The organism is Pseudomonas sp. PD9R, from assembly GCF_019200975.1.
Lineage (GTDB): Bacteria > Pseudomonadota > Gammaproteobacteria > Pseudomonadales > Pseudomonadaceae > Aquipseudomonas.
In genome coordinates, this window is the sequence record NZ_JAHTMR010000006.1 from 1 (window position 1) to 18,391 (window position 18,391).

Annotated in this window: 14 protein-coding genes, 4 tRNA genes and 1 rRNA gene; all 19 read left to right on the plus strand. The window is 54.8% G+C overall.

Translation table 11 applies throughout. The features are described from left to right. The first annotated feature begins 99 nt into the window (after positions 1–99). The 19 genes from rrf to fusA all read left to right on the plus strand — a co-directional run bounded on the left by rrf (position 100) and on the right by fusA (position 18,374). Positions 100–215: ribosomal RNA gene (rrf, locus tag KUF73_RS13690) — 5S ribosomal RNA — on the plus strand. Between the two features lie 134 nt (positions 216–349). Continuing rightward, positions 350–1,309, plus strand: a complete 960-nt coding sequence (gene birA, locus KUF73_RS13695; protein WP_218438563.1) for a bifunctional biotin--[acetyl-CoA-carboxylase] ligase/biotin operon repressor BirA — start codon at positions 350–352, stop codon at positions 1,307–1,309. Further along, positions 1,299–2,048 carry a pantothenate kinase gene (locus KUF73_RS13700; protein WP_218438564.1) on the plus strand — a complete coding sequence of 250 codons (750 nt, stop codon included), beginning with the start codon at positions 1,299–1,301 and terminating at the stop codon, positions 2,046–2,048. Before birA ends, KUF73_RS13700 begins: the two co-directional genes overlap by 11 nt. A 7-nt stretch (positions 2,049–2,055) precedes the next feature. Then, the gene (locus KUF73_RS13705; protein ID WP_218438565.1) at positions 2,056–2,496 is read left to right on the plus strand and encodes a hypothetical protein; all 441 of its coding nucleotides are present in this window, start codon (positions 2,056–2,058) and stop codon (positions 2,494–2,496) included. Between the two features lie 142 nt (positions 2,497–2,638). Then, positions 2,639–2,723: transfer RNA gene (locus KUF73_RS13710), tRNA-Tyr, on the plus strand. Between the two features lie 23 nt (positions 2,724–2,746). Beyond that, positions 2,747–2,820: transfer RNA gene (locus tag KUF73_RS13715), tRNA-Gly, on the plus strand. Between the two features lie 26 nt (positions 2,821–2,846). Continuing rightward, positions 2,847–2,922: transfer RNA gene (locus KUF73_RS13720), tRNA-Thr, on the plus strand. 164 nt (positions 2,923–3,086) lie between these two features. Next, positions 3,087–3,162 (plus strand) — tRNA-Trp (locus KUF73_RS13725). A 45-nt stretch (positions 3,163–3,207) separates the two neighbouring features. After that, complete coding sequence (secE, locus tag KUF73_RS13730) at positions 3,208–3,576, plus strand: preprotein translocase subunit SecE (RefSeq protein ID WP_007896620.1); 369 nt, start codon at positions 3,208–3,210, stop codon at positions 3,574–3,576. Between the two features lie 9 nt (positions 3,577–3,585). Then, positions 3,586–4,119 (plus strand): transcription termination/antitermination protein NusG, encoded by a 534-nt coding sequence (gene nusG, locus KUF73_RS13735; protein WP_007896622.1) that lies wholly within the window; start codon positions 3,586–3,588, stop codon positions 4,117–4,119. A gap of 117 nt (positions 4,120–4,236) precedes the next feature. Further along, positions 4,237–4,668 carry a 50S ribosomal protein L11 gene (gene rplK, locus KUF73_RS13740; RefSeq protein WP_003176435.1) on the plus strand — a complete coding sequence of 144 codons (432 nt, stop codon included), beginning with the start codon at positions 4,237–4,239 and terminating at the stop codon, positions 4,666–4,668. Next, positions 4,668–5,363, plus strand: coding sequence for a 50S ribosomal protein L1 (rplA, locus tag KUF73_RS13745; RefSeq protein ID WP_003186095.1), 696 nt, complete (start codon positions 4,668–4,670; stop codon positions 5,361–5,363). The genes rplK and rplA overlap by 1 nt, the downstream gene beginning before the upstream one ends. A gap of 198 nt (positions 5,364–5,561) precedes the next feature. Continuing rightward, entirely contained in the window at positions 5,562–6,062 is a 501-nt protein-coding gene (gene rplJ / locus KUF73_RS13750) for a 50S ribosomal protein L10 (RefSeq protein WP_218438566.1), read from the plus strand. A 74-nt stretch (positions 6,063–6,136) separates the two neighbouring features. After that, positions 6,137–6,502 carry a 50S ribosomal protein L7/L12 gene (gene rplL, locus KUF73_RS13755; RefSeq protein ID WP_218438567.1) on the plus strand — a complete coding sequence of 122 codons (366 nt, stop codon included), beginning with the start codon at positions 6,137–6,139 and terminating at the stop codon, positions 6,500–6,502. Between the two features lie 220 nt (positions 6,503–6,722). Then, positions 6,723–10,796: a DNA-directed RNA polymerase subunit beta gene (rpoB, locus tag KUF73_RS13760; RefSeq protein ID WP_218438568.1), complete on the plus strand. Its 4,074-nt coding sequence runs from the start codon at positions 6,723–6,725 to the stop codon at positions 10,794–10,796. Positions 10,797–10,860: 64 nt separating this feature from the next. Further along, complete coding sequence (rpoC, locus tag KUF73_RS13765) at positions 10,861–15,060, plus strand: DNA-directed RNA polymerase subunit beta' (RefSeq protein WP_218438569.1); 4,200 nt, start codon at positions 10,861–10,863, stop codon at positions 15,058–15,060. A gap of 216 nt (positions 15,061–15,276) precedes the next feature. After that, positions 15,277–15,648, plus strand: a complete 372-nt coding sequence (gene rpsL, locus KUF73_RS13770; protein WP_002555494.1) for a 30S ribosomal protein S12 — start codon at positions 15,277–15,279, stop codon at positions 15,646–15,648. A 119-nt stretch (positions 15,649–15,767) separates the two neighbouring features. Continuing rightward, positions 15,768–16,238 carry a 30S ribosomal protein S7 gene (gene rpsG, locus KUF73_RS13775; RefSeq protein WP_002555493.1) on the plus strand — a complete coding sequence of 157 codons (471 nt, stop codon included), beginning with the start codon at positions 15,768–15,770 and terminating at the stop codon, positions 16,236–16,238. A gap of 30 nt (positions 16,239–16,268) precedes the next feature. Continuing rightward, positions 16,269–18,374, plus strand: coding sequence for an elongation factor G (gene fusA / locus KUF73_RS13780; protein WP_218438570.1), 2,106 nt, complete (start codon positions 16,269–16,271; stop codon positions 18,372–18,374). Positions 18,375–18,391 lie beyond the last annotated feature (17 nt).

Below are 18,391 nucleotides of genomic sequence, written 5' to 3' on the forward strand. Positions count from 1 at the left end.
GTGTGAAGACGCAATGAACCGAAAGTTCAAGAGCAACACACAAATCTATTACATACCCAATTTGCTGAAACGTTGAAAGACGCTTCAGTACCCGAATTTCTTGACGACCATAGAGCCTTGGAACCACCTGATCCCATCCCGAACTCAGTAGTGAAACGATGCATCGCCGATGGTAGTGTGGGGTTTCCCCATGTGAGAGTAGGTCATCGTCAAGATTAAATTCCGAAACCCCAATTGCGAAAGCAGTTGGGGTTTTGTTTTGTCCGCAGGAAAATCTGTCTCCTCGGGTTTCTATGCAACTGCCCCGGGCGTGGCTATCATGCGGGCCTCATGGTGAGGCGAGACTTGCATGCTGACGTTGTTAAAGCTTCTTAAGGATGGCCGATTCCATTCGGGCCAGGCGCTGGGTGCTGCCTTGGGTGTTAGTCGCAGTGCGGTGTGGAAGCAGCTTAAGCATTTGGAGGCTGAGCTGGGGCTGTCCATTCATAAAGTTCGAGGTCGCGGTTATCAGCTGGCTTCGCCGTTGAAGCTGCTAGACCCTGCGGAGATAGAACACCTGGCACCATCTTGTGCCTGGCCTGCACTGGTTTCCGACTCGATTGACTCTACGAATGCTGAAGCACTGCGTCTCATAGAGCGGCAACATGCTGCGCCCTTTCTGGTGCTTGCAGAGCGACAGACCGCGGGTCGTGGGCGACGCGGGCGGAAGTGGGTAAGTCCATTTGCGGAGAACATATATTACAGCCTGGTACTGCGCATTGATGGTGGGATGCGTCAGCTTGAAGGTTTGAGTCTTGTTGTTGGGCTCGCTGTCATGCAGGCCTTGCGCGAGCAAGGTGTTCCAGAGGTTGGATTGAAATGGCCCAACGACGTCCTGGTGGGACAGAAGAAAATCGCTGGGATACTGCTGGAATTGGTGGGAGATCCTGCCGATGTGTGTCACGTGGTGCTGGGTGTCGGAATTAATGTAAACATGCAGATGACTGAAGAGGTCGATCAGCAGTGGACTTCGATGCGGCTTGAGTCGGGCAAGATGTTTGATCGCAATCAACTGGTTGCAGAGCTTGGAGTGATGTTGCAGAAGTATTTGGCTCGTCACCAAGTCGGCGGGTTCTCAGCTGTCCAGTCTGAGTGGGAACAGAACCATCTGTGGCAGGGGCGCGCCGTGTCGTTAATCGCCGGTGTTAACCGGATAGATGGCGAAGTGCTGGGGATCGATAGTCAGGGCGCCCTGCGCTTGAGGGTAGATGGTGTGGAGAAAGTCTTCAGCGGCGGTGAGCTGAGCCTGAGGTTGCGCAATGATTCTTGAGCTCGACTGCGGAAATAGCTTTATCAAATGGCGCGTGCTCGATGCGAATGTCCGGCAGGTTGTGGGGGAGGGCATTGTAGATTCGGACAATGCATTGATGGTGGGCTTGAAGAGTTTCGAGGGGCTCTCTCTCAAATTCTGTCGATTGGTTAGTGTTAGGACTGCCGAAGAAACCAGTGTGCTGATTTCCCTCCTGAAGGAGTCATTTGATGTGTCGGTAATGTGTGCATCGCCGACGCGGGAAATGTCCGGTGTTCGCAATGGTTATGAGGAGTTCGAGCGGCTAGGTCTTGATCGCTGGCTTGCGCTACTCGGAGGGTTCCATCTTGCTGCGGGCGCATGTCTTGTGCTGGATTTTGGTACGGCCGTTACTGCGGACTTCGTCGCCAGGAATGGTGATCATCTCGGTGGCTTCATATGCCCTGGAATGTCGTTGATGCGTAACCAGCTTCGTACTCATACCCGTAAAATCCGTTACGGCGATCTTGCGGCTGAGCGAGCGCTGGAGAGTCTCATGCCGGGTCGTACGACTGTTGAGGCAGTCGAGCGTGGCTGCCTGCTGATGCTTCGAGGGTTTGTGCTGACTCAGCTGGAATTGGCGCGTAGCTACTGGGGGGAAGATTTTGCGGTGTTCCTCACTGGTGGGGACGCAGCTCTGGTCTCCGAAATCGTACCTGGGGCCCGAGTGGTTCCGGATCTGGTATTTGTAGGCTTGGCTATGGCGTGTCCTTTGTCCTGAGGTACTTATGCGTTGGTTGTTTTTGCTGCTGCTTGTTCTCAATGTGTTTTATTACATCTGGCACCAACAAGAGGCTCCTCTGCGTGCGAAGGATGTAACGCCCTTGAGTTTGTATCGAGGATCCCAGCAGGACATACGCCTTCTGAGTGAAGCAACGGATGCAGCCAAGGATAAGGGGAGGCCAGCCCAGGCGGATGTGGGATGTCTATATTTAGGCGGTTTTAATCGTCAAGAGATCGCTCAGGGGTTGGGGCGTAGGTTGAGCGGCATGGATGTCAAATTTCAGGAGCTCCCAAAGGGAGGGGGCGAGTCAGCCGGATACTGGGTGCGTGTCGCCCCGGAAAGCCGGCGCTGGCTGGATGATTTGCAGTTGCAAAACCTTTCTAAAGAATTCAATGAGTTAAAACATAAAATAATGCCTTGCGAGGGGGTTGCACCCGCTGAATAGTTTGCATAGAATGGCGCCCGCTCCACAGTGAAGACCTAAAACGGTCGGCAGTGTGAAGCGAGGTCAACGCAGCTAACCTCAGGTTTTTAATGAGAAAATGCTTGACAGAAGGCCGGCATGATATAGAATGCCGGCTCGCTTAGGAGGGGTTCCCGAGCGGCCAAAGGGATCAGACTGTAAATCTGACGTCTACGACTTCGAAGGTTCGAATCCTTCCCCCTCCACCATTTTAAGCGAGAGCTGTAAGCTCGCGGGTATAGTTTAGTGGTAGAACCTCAGCCTTCCAAGCTGATGATGCGGGTTCGATTCCCGCTACCCGCTCCAAGTTTACGGGTCTTGCACCGTGTTGCGCTCTTGTAGCTCAGTTGGTAGAGCACACCCTTGGTAAGGGTGAGGTCAGCGGTTCAAATCCGCTCAAGAGCTCCATATAACAAGGCAGATATGAAAATATCTGCCTTTGTTTTAAGGGGTTGTGGTTGCGTTCTGTAGTCGGTGAGGGCGGTCGTGTCGCCGGCGCTGATGTCGTAGCCCAAGTCAGTTGTTGTAAAGTCTTTTTCGGGTCGGCATAATGGTCGGCCTGATTTTGTTCTAGGTCAGTAGCTCAATTGGCAGAGCGACGGTCTCCAAAACCGTAGGTTGGGGGTTCGATTCCCTCCTGACCTGCCAGATTCACGCGGTGTATCTGGCTTTCTTTTCACAGGATCTTCATAGATGACTCCTAAAGCTGAAGCTCAAGGCTCTCGCTTCGATCTGCTCAAGTGGCTAGTAGTAGTCGCTTTGGTGGTTGTTGGCGTTGTTGGCAATCAGTATTATTCTGCTTCGCCGATCCTGTACCGCGTACTCGCATTGCTGGTCATTGCTGCTGTAGCTGCCTTTGTAGGCCTGCAGACAGTTAAGGGCAAGTCTTTCTTCGTACTGGTAAAGGAAGCACGCACCGAAATTCGTAAAGTCGTATGGCCAACTCGCCAAGAAACTACGCAGACCACGTTGATCGTTGTGGCTGTTGTTTTGGTTATGGCGTTGCTGTTGTGGGGGCTTGATTCCCTGCTAGGCTGGCTTGTTTCCTTGATTGTCGGCTAAGGGTGTCCCGTGGCTAAGCGTTGGTATGTTGTGCATGCTTACTCCGGTTACGAGAAGCATGTAATGCGCTCGCTCGTCGAGCGCGTAAAGCTGGCTGGCATGGAAGATGGCTTCGGCGAAATTCTGGTTCCCACTGAAGAAGTGGTTGAAATGCGTAATGGCCAGAAACGCAAAAGCGAGCGCAAGTTCTTCCCAGGTTACGTGCTGGTACAGATGGATATGAACGAGGGTACTTGGCACTTGGTCAAGGATACTCCTCGGGTGATGGGCTTCATTGGCGGTACTGCCGATAAGCCTGCGCCGATTACTGATAAAGAGGCGGAAGCAATTCTGCGTCGCGTCGCTGATGGTAGCGACAAGCCAAAGCCGAAGACGTTGTTCGAGCCAGGTGAGTCGGTGCGTGTCAATGACGGTCCGTTTGCCGATTTCACTGGGACGGTCGAAGAAGTTAACTACGAAAAGAGCCGGATCCAGGTCGCGGTGCTCATTTTCGGTCGCTCTACTCCGGTAGAGTTGGAGTTCAGTCAGGTCGAGAAGGTCTAGCTGAGAAAGCATCCCAACCCCGCAGCCCTAGGCTGTGGGGTTTTGTCGTCACTGGGATAAACGCGCAAGTAACCGGGGAGCCTTTCGAGGCGTTTGAACCCGTAATTGGAGTGCCTCATGGCCAAGAAAATTACCGCTTACATCAAGCTGCAAGTGAAGGCCGCTCAGGCTAACCCAAGCCCACCTGTTGGTCCTGCACTGGGTCAGCACGGCGTGAACATCATGGAATTCTGCAAGGCTTTCAACGCCCGTACTCAGGGTCTTGAGCCAGGTCTGCCGACTCCAGTGATCATCACTGTCTACAGCGACCGTAGCTTCACGTTCGAAACCAAATCGACCCCTGCTTCGGTTCTGCTGAAGAAGGCGGCCGGTCTGACTAGCGGTTCCGCTCGTCCGAACACCGTTAAGGTTGGCACCGTTACCCGTGCTCAGCTGGAAGAGATCGCGAAAACCAAAAACGCGGATCTGACTGCAGCTGATATGGATGCAGCCGTGCGTACTATCGCCGGTTCTGCTCGTAGCATGGGCCTTAACGTGGAGGGTGTGTAATGGCTAAGCTGACCAAGCGTCAAAAGGCTATCGCCGGCAAAATCGAAGCAGGCAAGGCCTACAACTTTGTAGACGCCGCAGCATTGCTGGCCGAGCTGTCGACTGTCAAGTTCAGCGAGTCGTTCGACGTTGCTGTAAACCTGGGTGTTGACCCGCGTAAATCCGACCAGGTTGTTCGTAGCGCTACTGTGCTGCCACACGGCACTGGCAAGACCGTTCGCGTTGCTGTGTTCACCCAGGGTCCAGCTGCTGAAGCTGCGCTGGCTGCCGGCGCTGATCGCGTAGGTATGGATGACCTGGCTGCCGAAATGAAAGGCGGCGACCTGAACTACGACGTAGTGATCGCATCCCCGGATGCCATGCGCGTTGTAGGTCAACTGGGTCAGATCCTCGGTCCACGCGGTCTGATGCCTAACCCTAAAGTCGGCACCGTAACTCCAGACGTAGCTACCGCGGTTAAAAACGCCAAGGCTGGTCAGGTCCGTTATCGCACCGACAAAAACGGCATCATTCACACTTCCGTTGGCAAGATTGGCTTCGACGCCGTCAAGCTGAAGGAAAACGTTGAAGCCCTGATCGCCGATCTTAAGCGTATCAAGCCAGCTTCTTCGAAAGGCATTTACGTCAAGCGCGTTACCCTGAGCACCACTATGGGCCCAGGTCTGGTTATCGATCAGAGCTCGCTCGACGCGTAAGACACAAATTGGCGCAAGCGATTGCGCCAATTGAAAAATTGGGGTCCCTGCCTGGCGGGGGCTATCCAAGACCGTAGGCGACGAAAGTCTTAAACCTCAAGCCTACGCAGATGGTGCTCCCGGTTCCTTACCGAATCAGACACCAAAACGACATCCGGCTCCGGCCAGATGAAACGGTAACAAGCAGGAGTTAAACCCGTGGCAATTAATCTCGAAGACAAGAAGGCCATCGTCGCTGAAGTCAACGAGGCTGCCAAAGCTGCCCTGTCCGCTGTCGTGGCTGATGCCCGTGGTGTGACAGTAGGCGCTATGACCGGACTCCGTAAAGAGGCTCGTGAAGCTGGCGTTTACGTACGTGTTGTACGTAACACTCTGCTCAAGCGCGCTGTTGCTGACACTGAATACAGTGTTCTCAATGACGTGTTCACCGGCCCGACCTTGATTGCGTTCTCCACCCAACATCCTGGCGCTGCTGCCCGTTTGTTCAAAGAGTTCGCTAAAGGTCAGGACAAGTTCGAGATCAAGGCAGCTGCGTTCGAGGGCAAGTTCCTCGCAGCTAACCAAATCGACGTACTGGCAACCCTGCCGACCCGTGACGAAGCAATTTCTCAGCTGATGAGCGTGATTCAAGGCGCTACCAGCAAATTGGCTCGTACTCTGGCGGCAATTCGCGACCAGAAAGAAGCTGTTGCAGCCTAAGGCTCGTCAACTTCTCGCGTTTTTTGTTTTTTTCGATGGTCGCGTAGGCCGTCCCCAAATCAGGAATTAGATTCATGTCTATCTCTCAAGACGATATCCTCAACGCCGTAGCTGAAATGTCGGTTATCCAGGTTGTTGAGCTGATCAAAGCTTTCGAAGAAAAATTCGGTGTTACCGCTGCTGCTGCATCGGCTGGTCCAGCTGCTGCTGCCGCTGTTGTTGAAGAGCAAACTGAATTCAACGTCATGCTGACCGAAGCTGGCGAGAAGAAAGTTAACGTGATCAAGGCAGTACGTGAACTGACCGGTCTGGGCCTGAAAGAAGCCAAGGCTGTAGTTGATGGCGCTCCTGCCATGGTTCTGGAAGCTGTTGCCAAAGACGCAGCTGACAAAGCCAAAGCAACTCTGGAAGAAGCAGGCGCTAAAGTCGAGCTGAAATAAGCATCGACTTTGCGTCTCCAGCCCGAGCGTTAAGCGAAAGGCTGATGGCTGGTGGCTCTTGCCACCGGCCTTTTTCCGTTATTGTCAGCCGACTGGGTCGGTGCCGATAACGAGCTGTAACCACCCGATGCGGTGGCGCAAACCATGGGGTTTGCACGATTTTCTGGCTGCTCCCGTCGGGAGGGGCCAAACAAGCAGGTGACCAAGCTGGGGAACGCTGATGGCTTACTCATATACTGAGAAAAAACGTATCCGCAAGGACTTTAGCAAGTTGCCGGACGTCATGGATGTGCCTTACCTCCTGGCCATCCAGCTGGATTCGTATCGTGAATTCTTGCAAGCGGGAGCGACTAAAGATCAGTTCCGCGACGTGGGCCTGCATGCGGCCTTCAAATCCGTTTTCCCGATCATCAGCTACTCCGGCAATGCTGCGCTGGAGTACGTCGGTTATCGCCTGGGCGAACCGGCATTTGATGTCAAAGAATGCGTATTGCGCGGTGTAACTTACGCCGTACCTTTGCGGGTAAAAGTGCGCCTGATCATTTTCGACAAAGAATCGTCGAACAAAGCGATCAAGGACATCAAAGAGCAAGAAGTCTACATGGGTGAAATCCCCCTGATGACTGAGAACGGTACCTTCGTAATCAACGGTACCGAGCGTGTAATCGTTTCCCAGCTGCACCGTTCCCCTGGCGTGTTCTTCGACCACGACCGTGGCAAGACGCACAGCTCCGGTAAACTGCTGTACTCCGCGCGTATCATTCCTTACCGCGGTTCGTGGCTGGACTTCGAGTTCGACCCGAAAGACTGCGTATTCGTGCGTATCGACCGTCGTCGCAAGCTTCCTGCATCGGTACTGCTGCGCGCGCTCGGCTATACCACCGAAGAAGTGCTGGACGCGTTTTACACCACCAACGTATTCCATGTGAAAGGCGAAAACCTGAGCCTGGAACTGGTGCCTCAGCGCCTGCGTGGTGAAATCGCAGTCCTGGATATCCTGGATGACAAGGGCAAGGTTATTGTCGAGCAGGGTCGTCGTATCACCGCTCGCCACATCAACCAGTTGGAAAAAGCAGGGATCAAAGAGCTGGAAGTGCCTCTGGACTATGTCCTGGGTCGCACCACCGCCAAGGTCATCGTGCATCCGGCAACCGGCGAAATCCTGGCAGAGTGCAACACTGAGCTGAACACCGAAATCCTGGCGAAAATCGCCAAGGCTCAGGTTGTTCGCATCGAGACTCTGTACACAAACGATATCGACTGCGGTCCGTTCGTCTCCGACACGCTGAAGATCGACTCCACCAGCAACCAATTGGAAGCGCTGGTCGAGATCTATCGCATGATGCGTCCTGGCGAGCCGCCAACCAAAGACGCTGCCGAAACCCTGTTCAACAACCTGTTCTTCAGCCCTGAGCGCTATGACCTGTCTGCGGTCGGCCGGATGAAGTTCAACCGTCGTATCGGTCGTACCGAAATCGAAGGTTCGGGCGTGCTGTGCAAGGAAGACATTGTCGCGGTACTGAAGACTCTGGTCGACATCCGTAACGGTAAAGGCATCGTCGATGACATCGACCACCTGGGTAACCGTCGTGTTCGCTGCGTAGGCGAAATGGCCGAGAACCAGTTCCGCGTTGGCCTTGTACGTGTTGAACGTGCGGTCAAAGAGCGTCTGTCGATGGCTGAAAGTGAAGGCCTGATGCCGCAAGACTTGATCAACGCCAAGCCAGTGGCTGCGGCGGTGAAAGAGTTCTTCGGTTCCAGTCAGCTTTCCCAGTTCATGGACCAGAACAACCCGCTGTCCGAAATCACCCACAAGCGTCGTGTCTCTGCACTCGGCCCTGGTGGTTTGACTCGTGAGCGTGCTGGCTTTGAAGTTCGTGACGTACACCCGACGCACTACGGTCGTGTTTGCCCGATCGAAACGCCGGAAGGTCCGAACATCGGTCTGATCAACTCCCTGGCGGCCTATGCGCGCACTAACCAGTACGGCTTCCTCGAGAGCCCGTACCGTGTAGTGAAAGACGCACTGGTAACCGACGAGATCGTGTTCCTGTCCGCCATCGAAGAAGCTGATCACGTGATCGCTCAGGCTTCGGCCACGATGAACGACAAAAAAATGCTGATCGATGAGTTGGTGGCTGTTCGTCACTTGAACGAGTTCACCGTCAAGGCGCCGGAAGATGTCACCTTGATGGACGTATCGCCGAAGCAGGTAGTTTCGGTTGCAGCGTCTCTGATCCCGTTCCTCGAGCACGACGACGCCAACCGTGCGTTGATGGGTTCGAACATGCAGCGTCAAGCTGTACCAACCCTGCGCGCAGATAAGCCGCTGGTCGGTACCGGCATGGAGCGTAACGTAGCTCGTGACTCCGGCGTTTGCGTCGTGGCTCGTCGTGGCGGCGTGATCGACTCCGTTGATGCCAGTCGTATCGTGGTTCGTGTTGCTGATGATGAAGTTGAAACCGGTGAAGCTGGTGTCGACATCTACAACCTGACCAAATACACCCGCTCCAACCAGAACACCTGCATCAACCAGCGTCCGCTGGTGCGTAAAGGTGATCGGGTTCAGCGCAGTGACATCATGGCTGACGGCCCGTCCACCGATATGGGTGAGCTGGCTTTGGGTCAGAACATGCGCATCGCGTTCATGGCCTGGAACGGTTACAACTTCGAAGACTCCATCTGCCTGTCCGAGCGTGTGGTTCAGGAAGACCGTTTCACCACGATCCACATTCAGGAACTGACCTGTGTGGCGCGTGACACCAAGCTTGGGCCAGAGGAAATCACTGCCGACATCCCGAACGTGGGTGAAGCGGCACTGAACAAACTGGACGAAGCCGGTATCGTTTACGTAGGTGCTGAAGTTGGCGCAGGCGACATCCTGGTTGGTAAGGTCACTCCGAAAGGCGAGACCCAGCTGACTCCGGAAGAGAAGCTGTTGCGTGCGATCTTCGGTGAAAAAGCCAGCGACGTTAAAGACACTTCCCTGCGCGTACCTACCGGTACCAAAGGTACAGTCATTGACGTACAGGTCTTCACCCGCGACGGCGTTGAGCGTGATGCACGTGCCCTGTCGATCGAGAAGTCCCAGCTCGACGAGATCCGCAAGGATCTGAACGAAGAGTTCCGTATCGTTGAAGGTGCTACTTTCGAACGTCTGCGTTCCGCTCTGGTCGGCCATAAAGCCGAAGGCGGCGCCGGTCTGAAGAAAGGCCAGGACATCACCGACGAAGTACTCGACGGTCTTGAGCACGGCCAGTGGTTCAAACTGCGCATGGCTGAAGATGCTCTGAACGAGCAGCTCGAGAAGGCTCAGGCCTACATCGTTGATCGTCGCCGTCTGCTGGACGACAAGTTCGAAGACAAGAAGCGCAAGCTGCAGCAGGGCGATGACCTGGCTCCAGGCGTGCTGAAAATCGTCAAGGTTTACCTGGCAATCCGTCGCCGCATCCAGCCGGGCGACAAGATGGCCGGTCGTCACGGTAACAAAGGTGTGGTCTCCGTGATCATGCCGGTTGAAGACATGCCGCACGATGCCAATGGCACCCCGGTCGACGTCGTTCTCAACCCGCTGGGCGTACCTTCGCGTATGAACGTTGGTCAGATCCTCGAAACCCACCTGGGCCTCGCGGCCAAAGGTCTGGGCGAGAAGATCAATCGCATGATTGAAGAGCAGCGTAAAGTTGCCGAGCTGCGTAAGTTCCTGCACGAGATCTACAACGAGATCGGCGGTCGTCAGGAAAGCCTCGATGACTTTTCGGACCAGGAAATCCTGGATCTGGCTCAAAACCTGCGCGGCGGCGTACCGATGGCCACTCCGGTGTTCGACGGTGCCAAGGAAAGCGAAATCAAGGCCATGCTGAAACTGGCAGACCTGCCAGAAAGCGGCCAGATGCAGCTGACCGACGGCCGTACCGGCAACAAGTTCGAGCGTCCGGTTACCGTTGGCTACATGTACATGCTGAAGCTGAACCACTTGGTAGACGACAAGATGCACGCTCGTTCTACCGGTTCGTACAGCCTGGTTACCCAGCAGCCGCTGGGTGGTAAGGCGCAGTTCGGTGGTCAACGTTTCGGGGAGATGGAGGTCTGGGCACTGGAAGCATACGGTGCTGCATACACTCTGCAAGAAATGCTCACAGTGAAGTCGGACGATGTGAACGGCCGGACCAAGATGTACAAAAACATCGTGGATGGCGATCACCGTATGGAGCCGGGCATGCCCGAGTCCTTCAACGTGTTGATCAAGGAAATTCGTTCCCTCGGCATCGATATCGATCTGGAAACCGAATAACACGTGACGCGAATCGAGAGCGGGGCAGGATTGCCCGCTCTCTGCTCCGCCAGGAGGAAAGGCCTTGAAAGACCTACTGAATTTGCTGAAAAACCAGGGTCAAGTCGAAGAGTTCGACGCCATCCGTATCGGACTGGCATCGCCTGAGATGATCCGTTCGTGGTCGTTCGGTGAAGTTAAAAAGCCGGAAACCATTAACTACCGTACGTTCAAACCTGAGCGTGACGGTCTGTTCTGCGCCAAGATCTTTGGCCCGGTAAAGGATTACGAGTGCCTGTGCGGTAAGTACAAGCGCTTGAAGCACCGTGGTGTGATCTGCGAGAAGTGCGGCGTTGAAGTTGCGCTGGCAAAAGTTCGTCGTGAGCGCATGGCGCACATCGAACTGGCCTCGCCGGTTGCTCATATCTGGTTCCTGAAATCTCTGCCGTCCCGTATCGGCTTGCTGATGGACATGACCCTGCGTGATATCGAACGCGTTCTCTATTTCGAGAGCTATGTCGTTATCGATCCAGGCATGACCACCCTTGAAAAAGGTCAGCTGCTGAACGACGAGCAGTACTTCGAAGCGCTGGAAGAGTTCGGCGACGATTTCGATGCCCGCATGGGTGCCGAAGCTGTCCGCGAACTGTTGCACGCTATCGATCTGGAGCACGAGATTGGCCGTCTGCGTGAAGAAATTCCGCAAACCAACTCCGAAACCAAAATCAAGAAGCTGTCCAAGCGTCTGAAGTTGATGGAAGCCTTCCAGGGTTCCGGCAACCTGCCAGAGTGGATGGTGCTGACCGTTCTGCCGGTTCTGCCGCCAGATCTGCGTCCACTGGTCCCGCTGGATGGCGGTCGTTTCGCGACTTCCGACCTCAACGATTTGTATCGTCGAGTGATCAACCGTAACAACCGTTTGAAGCGCCTGCTGGATCTGTCCGCTCCGGACATCATCGTGCGCAACGAAAAGCGTATGTTGCAGGAAGCCGTCGACGCACTGCTCGACAACGGTCGTCGTGGCCGCGCTATCACTGGTTCCAACAAACGTCCTCTGAAATCCCTGGCTGACATGATCAAGGGTAAGCAAGGTCGTTTCCGTCAGAACTTGCTCGGTAAGCGTGTTGACTACTCCGGTCGTTCGGTAATTACCGTAGGTCCGACCTTGCGTCTGCACCAGTGCGGTCTGCCGAAGAAAATGGCTCTCGAGCTGTTCAAGCCGTTCATTTTCGGCAAGCTGGAAATGCGTGGTCTCGCGACCACCATCAAAGCTGCCAAGAAGATGGTCGAGCGCGAGCTGCCGGAAGTTTGGGATGTTCTCGCTGAAGTAATTCGCGAACACCCAGTGCTCCTCAACCGTGCACCGACCCTTCACCGTCTGGGTATCCAGGCGTTTGAACCGGTACTGATCGAAGGTAAGGCTATTCAGCTGCACCCGCTGGTCTGCGCCGCGTACAACGCCGACTTCGACGGCGACCAAATGGCCGTGCACGTACCGCTGACGCTGGAAGCCCAGCTGGAAGCGCGTGCGTTGATGATGTCGACCAACAACATTCTGTCGCCAGCCAACGGTGAGCCAATCATCGTTCCTTCGCAGGACGTTGTATTGGGTCTGTACTACATGACTCGTGAAGCGATCAACGCCAAGGGCGAAGGTCGTGTGTTCGCGGATCTGCAGGAAGTTGACCGTGTGTTCCGTGCTGGCGAAGCGGCACTGCACGCGAAAGTCAAAGTGCGGATCAACGAAACCGTCAACGACCGTGATGGCGGCAGCGTAAGCAACACCCGTATCGTCGACACCACTGTTGGTCGTGCGCTGTTGTTCCAGGTTGTGCCAAAAGGTCTGTCATACGACGTCGTCAACCTGCCGATGAAGAAAAAGGCGATCTCCAAGCTGATCAACCAGTGCTACCGCGTGGTTGGTCTGAAAGAGACCGTGATCTTCGCTGACCAGTTGATGTACACCGGTTTTGCCTATTCGACCATTTCCGGCGTTTCCATCGGTGTTAACGACTTCGTTATCCCGGATGAAAAAGCCCGCATCATCAATGCTGCTACTGATGAAGTGAAAGAGATCGAAAGTCAGTACGCCTCGGGCCTGGTAACTCAGGGCGAGAAGTACAACAAAGTGATCGACCTTTGGTCCAAGGCGAACGACGAAGTTTCCAAGGCGATGATGGCCAACCTCTCGAAAGAGAAAGTCATCGACCGTCATGGCGTCGAAGTCGACCAGGAATCCTTCAACTCGATGTACATGATGGCCGACTCGGGCGCACGGGGTTCTGCTGCGCAGATCCGTCAGCTCGCCGGTATGCGTGGCCTGATGGCCAAGCCTGACGGTTCCATCATCGAAACGCCGATTACAGCGAACTTCCGTGAAGGTTTGAGCGTACTTCAGTACTTCATCTCCACTCACGGTGCTCGTAAAGGTCTGGCGGATACCGCGTTGAAAACCGCTAACTCCGGTTACCTGACTCGTCGTCTGGTAGACGTAGCACAAGATCTGGTTGTAACCGAGATCGATTGCGGCACCGAGCACGGTCTGCTGATGACTCCGCACATTGAAGGCGGTGACGTTGTAGAGCCGTTGGGTGAGCGCGTATTGGGTCGTGTTATCGCCCGTGACGTATTCAAGCCAGGTACCGAGGACGTTATCGTTCCTGCCGGCACTCTGGTAGACGAGAAGTGGGTCGAGTTCATCGAGCTGAACAGCATCGACGAAGTGATCGTGCGTTCGCCGATCAGTTGCGAAACCCGCTACGGCATTTGCGCCAAGTGCTACGGCCGTGACTTGGCTCGTGGTCACCAGGTGAACATCGGTGAAGCGGTCGGCGTTATCGCTGCCCAGTCTATCGGTGAGCCGGGTACCCAGCTGACGATGCGTACGTTCCACATCGGTGGTGCGGCAAGTCGGACCTCCGCAGCTGACAGCGTTCAGGTGAAGAATGGCGGTACCGTCCGTCTGCACAACCTGAAGCACGTTGAGCGAGTGGATGGTTGCCTGGTAGCTGTGTCCCGTTCCGGTGAGCTGGCCATCGCTGACGACTTCGGTCGTGAGCGCGAGCGTTACAAGCTGCCATACGGTGCTGTGATTTCGGTTAAAGAAGGTGACAAGGTCGACGCTGGCGCAATCGTGGCCAAGTGGGATCCTCACACTCACCCAATCGTTACCGAAATGAAAGGTACCGTGACCTACGTGGGCATGGAAGAAGGCATCACGATCAAACGTCAAACAGACGAATTGACCGGTATGACGAACATTGAAGTACTCGACGCCAAAGACCGTCCGGCTGCAGGTAAAGATATTCGTCCTGCTGTGAAGATGGTTGATGACAACGGCAAGGATCTGTTGCTGCCAGGCACTGACGTAATCGCTCAGTACTTCCTGCCAGCCAACGCCCTGGTCGGTGTTGCGGATGGTGCGAAGATCGCGATCGGTGACGTTATCGCTCGTATCCCGCAAGAGACTTCGAAAACCCGAGACATCACCGGTGGTCTGCCGCGTGTTGCCGACTTGTTCGAAGCTCGTCGTCCGAAAGAAGCGTCGATTCTGGCTGAAGTCAGCGGCACCATCGCATTCGGTAAAGAGACCAAGGGCAAGCGCCGTCTGGTTATCACCCCGAATGACGGTAGCGATCCGTATGAGGAGCTGATTCCGAAGTGGCGTCACCTGAACGTCTTCGAAGGCGAACAGGTAAACCGCGGCGAAGTTATCTCCGATGGCCCGAGCGATCCACATGACATCCTGCGTCTGCTGGGTGTAAGCGCGCTGGCCAAGTACATCGTTAACGAGATCCAGGACGTTTACCGTCTGCAAGGCGTGAAGATCAACGATAAGCACATCGAGACGATCCTGCGTCAGATGCTGCGTAAAGTTGAGATCGCTGAATCCGGCGATTCCAGTTTCATCAAGGGCGACCAGATGGAACTGACTCACGTACTGGTAGAGAACGAGCGTTTGGGCGCGGACGACAAATTTGTCTCCAAATTCACTCGCGTTCTGCTGGGTATCACCAAGGCGTCGTTGTCCACCGAATCGTTCATCTCGGCGGCCTCCTTCCAGGAGACCACTCGCGTATTGACCGAGGCGGCGGTAACCGGCAAGCGCGATTACCTGCGTGGCCTGAAAGAAAACGTGGTCGTGGGTCGTCTGATCCCGGCTGGTACCGGTCTGGCTTATCACAGCGAGCGTAAGCGTCGCCGTGATGCAGACAAGCCGTTACGCGTAAGCGCCAGTGAAGTGGAAGCTGCACTGACCGAAGCGCTGAACTCGAGCGGTAACTGAGTTCTGCGGTAAATGAGCGTGAGGCCCTGGTAACTCCGTTCATCGAATCGAGACGATTTGTCGAGGTTGGATGAGCGGGGAGGTCGGGGCCTTGCCTTGACTGGGGGCAAGATCCTCTTTAGACTCTTGTACCCCTAAATTTGGCGGGAATTCGTTCCTGCCATTTTGCTTTTCTTGCAAGACAATAGCGTCGCAAGACAACAGTGGAGCTAGTAGATGGCAACTATCAACCAGCTGGTACGTCAGCCGCGTAAGCGTATCGTCGAGAAATCCGACGTGCCTGCGCTGCAGAACTGCCCGCAACGTCGTGGCGTGTGCACCCGTGTGTACACCACCACGCCGAAAAAACCTAACTCGGCACTGCGTAAAGTATGCCGTGTGCGTCTGACCAACGGTTTCGAGGTTTCCTCGTACATCGGCGGTGAAGGCCACAACCTGCAAGAGCACAGCGTGGTACTGATCCGCGGCGGTCGTGTAAAAGACTTGCCAGGTGTTCGTTACCACACCGTACGCGGTTCTTTGGATACTTCCGGCGTTAAAGGTCGTAACCAGGGTCGTTCGAAGTACGGTACCAAGAAGCCTAAGTAGTAGTGGCTTTTTGTAAAAACTGAATTATCTATTTTTCTGAGTCGATAAGAGTAAGGTCGGAGGCGTCCCGCAAGGGCACCGATTCCGAGCGAACCTGAAGACCGTTTGAGGGCTTATCCATGCCAAGAAGACGCGTAGCAGCCAAGCGCGAAGTGCTTGACGATCCAAAATACGGAAGCCAAATTCTGGCCAAGTTCATGAACCACGTTATGGAAAGCGGCAAAAAAGCCGTTGCCGAGCGTATCGTTTATGGCGCGCTGGAAAAGGTTAAAGAACGCAAGAACAGCGACCCCCTGGAAATCTTCGAGAAAGCTCTCGACGCCATCGCTCCGCTGGTCGAAGTAAAGTCGCGCCGTGTAGGCGGTGCAACTTACCAGGTTCCGGTTGAAGTTCGTCCGTCCCGTCGTAACGCTCTGGCAATGCGCTGGTTGGTAGACTTCGCACGTAAGCGTGGCGAGAAGTCTATGGCTCTGCGTTTGGCTGGCGAACTGTTGGACGCTGCCGAAGGTAAAGGTGCTGCAGTTAAGAAGCGTGAAGACGTGCACCGTATGGCTGAAGCTAACAAAGCTTTCTCGCACTACCGCTTCTAATTTTAGCGTCACTAATTTTGCGAGGGCTTTATGGCTCGTACTACACCGATTAACCGCTACCGTAACATTGGTATCGTAGCTCACGTGGATGCTGGTAAAACCACCACCACCGAGCGCGTCCTTTTTTACACCGGCAAAAGCCACAAGATGGGCGAGGTGCATGACGGCGCCGCGACCACAGACTGGATGGTGCAGGAGCAGGAGCGTGGTATTACCATTACTTCTGCTGCTATTACCGCCTTCTGGCAGGGTTCCGAGAAGCAGCACAAAGACCAATACCGCTTCAACGTCATTGATACCCCGGGCCACGTAGACTTTACTATTGAAGTTGAGCGTTCCCTGCGTGTTCTCGACGGCGCGGTCGTTGTGTTCTGCGGCACCTCGGGCGTTGAGCCTCAGTCCGAAACCGTATGGCGTCAAGCCAACAAATACGGTGTTCCACGTATCGTTTACGTGAACAAGATGGACCGTGCTGGCGCTAACTTCCTGCGCGTGATCGCTCAGATCAAGCAGCGTCTGGGTCACACTCCGGTGCCGATCCAGTTGGCTATCGGTTCCGAAGACAACTTCCAGGGTCAGATCGATTTGATGACCATGGAAGCGGTTTACTGGAACGATGCTGACAAAGGCATGACTCCACGTCGTGAAGCTATCCCTGCTGAACTGCAGGAGTTGGCTGAAGAGTGGCGCAGCAACATGGTCGAGGCTGCGGCTGAAGCCAGCGAAGAGCTGATGAACAAGTACCTCGAAGGCGAAGAGCTCTCCATCGAGGAAATCAAGGCCGCTCTGCGTCAGCGTACTATCGCTGGTGAGATCGTTCTGGCTGTTTGCGGTTCTTCCTTCAAGAACAAGGGTGTTCCCCTGGTTCTCGACGCCGTTATCGACTACCTGCCTGCTCCTGTCGACATTCCTGCCATCAAGGGTACTGACCCGGATGATGAGGAAAAGCAGATGGAGCGTCATGCGGACGACAGCGAGCCGTTCTCGGCTCTGGCGTTCAAGATCGCTACCGACCCATTCGTGGGTACCTTGACCTTCGTCCGTGTTTACTCGGGCGTGTTGAACTCCGGCGACGGCGTGATCAACTCGGTTAAAGGCAAGAAAGAGCGTGTGGGTCGTATGGTGCAAATGCACGCAAACGCCCGTGAAGAAATCAAGGAAGTACGCGCTGGCGACATCGCGGCCTTGATCGGCATGAAGGACGTCACCACTGGTGAAACTTTGTGCAACGCTGACAAGCCAATCATCCTGGTTCGCATGGACTTCCCGGAGCCGGTTATTTCGGTTGCCGTAGAGCCTAAGACCAAGGATGACCAGGAAAAAATGGGTATCGCACTGGGCAAACTTGCTCAGGAAGACCCGTCTTTCCGCGTCAAGACTGATGAAGAGACTGGTCAAACGATCATCTCTGGCATGGGCGAGTTGCACCTGGACATCCTGGTTGACCGGATGCGCCGTGAGTTCAACGTCGAAGCCAACATCGGTAAGCCTCAGGTTTCCTATCGTGAGCGCATCACGAAGAACTGTGAGATCGAAGGCAAGTTCGTTCGTCAATCCGGCGGTCGTGGTCAGTTTGGCCATTGCTGGATCCGTTTTGCACCGGCTGATGAAGGTCAGGAAGGTCTGCAATTCGTGAACGAAGTAGTGGGTGGTGTGGTTCCTAAGGAATACATCCCGGCTATCCAGAAGGGTATCGAAGAGCAGATGAAGAACGGCGTTGTTGCCGGCTATCCGCTGATCGGCCTGAAGGCTACCGTGTTTGATGGTTCTTACCACGACGTCGACTCTAACGAGATGGCGTTTAAGGTGGCTGCTTCCATGGCGACCAAGCAACTGGCCCAAAAGGGCGGCGGTGAGTTGCTTGAGCCGATCATGGCGGTAGAGGTTGTTACGCCTGAAGACTATATGGGTGACGTGATGGGCGACCTTAACCGTCGTCGCGGCATGATTTTGGGTATGGAAGACACGGTCTCCGGCAAGGTAATTCGCGCCGAAGTTCCGCTGGGCGAGATGTTCGGTTATGCGACCGACGTTCGTTCCATGTCCCAGGGTCGCGCAAGCTACTCTATGGAATTCAAAAAATACAATACAGCTCCGTCGCACATCGTCGAAACTGTAACCAAAAAACAAGGCTGATTCAGTCCTTTAGGCAA

Excerpts from the sequence above, each read along its gene's own strand:
- birA (WP_218438563.1), top strand. The coding sequence starts at position 350 with ATGCTGACGTTGTTAAAGCTTCTTAAGGATGGCCGATTCCATTCGGGC.
- KUF73_RS13700 (WP_218438564.1), top strand. The coding sequence starts at position 1,299 with ATGATTCTTGAGCTCGACTGCGGAAATAGCTTTATCAAATGGCGCGTG.
- KUF73_RS13705 (WP_218438565.1), top strand. The coding sequence starts at position 2,056 with ATGCGTTGGTTGTTTTTGCTGCTGCTTGTTCTCAATGTGTTTTATTAC.
- secE (WP_007896620.1), top strand. The coding sequence starts at position 3,208 with ATGACTCCTAAAGCTGAAGCTCAAGGCTCTCGCTTCGATCTGCTCAAG.
- rplK (WP_003176435.1), top strand. The coding sequence starts at position 4,237 with ATGGCCAAGAAAATTACCGCTTACATCAAGCTGCAAGTGAAGGCCGCT.
- rplA (WP_003186095.1), top strand. The coding sequence starts at position 4,668 with ATGGCTAAGCTGACCAAGCGTCAAAAGGCTATCGCCGGCAAAATCGAA.
- rplL (WP_218438567.1), top strand. The coding sequence starts at position 6,137 with ATGTCTATCTCTCAAGACGATATCCTCAACGCCGTAGCTGAAATGTCG.
- rpoB (WP_218438568.1), top strand. The coding sequence starts at position 6,723 with ATGGCTTACTCATATACTGAGAAAAAACGTATCCGCAAGGACTTTAGC.
- rpsL (WP_002555494.1), top strand. The coding sequence starts at position 15,277 with ATGGCAACTATCAACCAGCTGGTACGTCAGCCGCGTAAGCGTATCGTC.
- rpsG (WP_002555493.1), top strand. The coding sequence starts at position 15,768 with ATGCCAAGAAGACGCGTAGCAGCCAAGCGCGAAGTGCTTGACGATCCA.
- fusA (WP_218438570.1), top strand. The coding sequence starts at position 16,269 with ATGGCTCGTACTACACCGATTAACCGCTACCGTAACATTGGTATCGTA.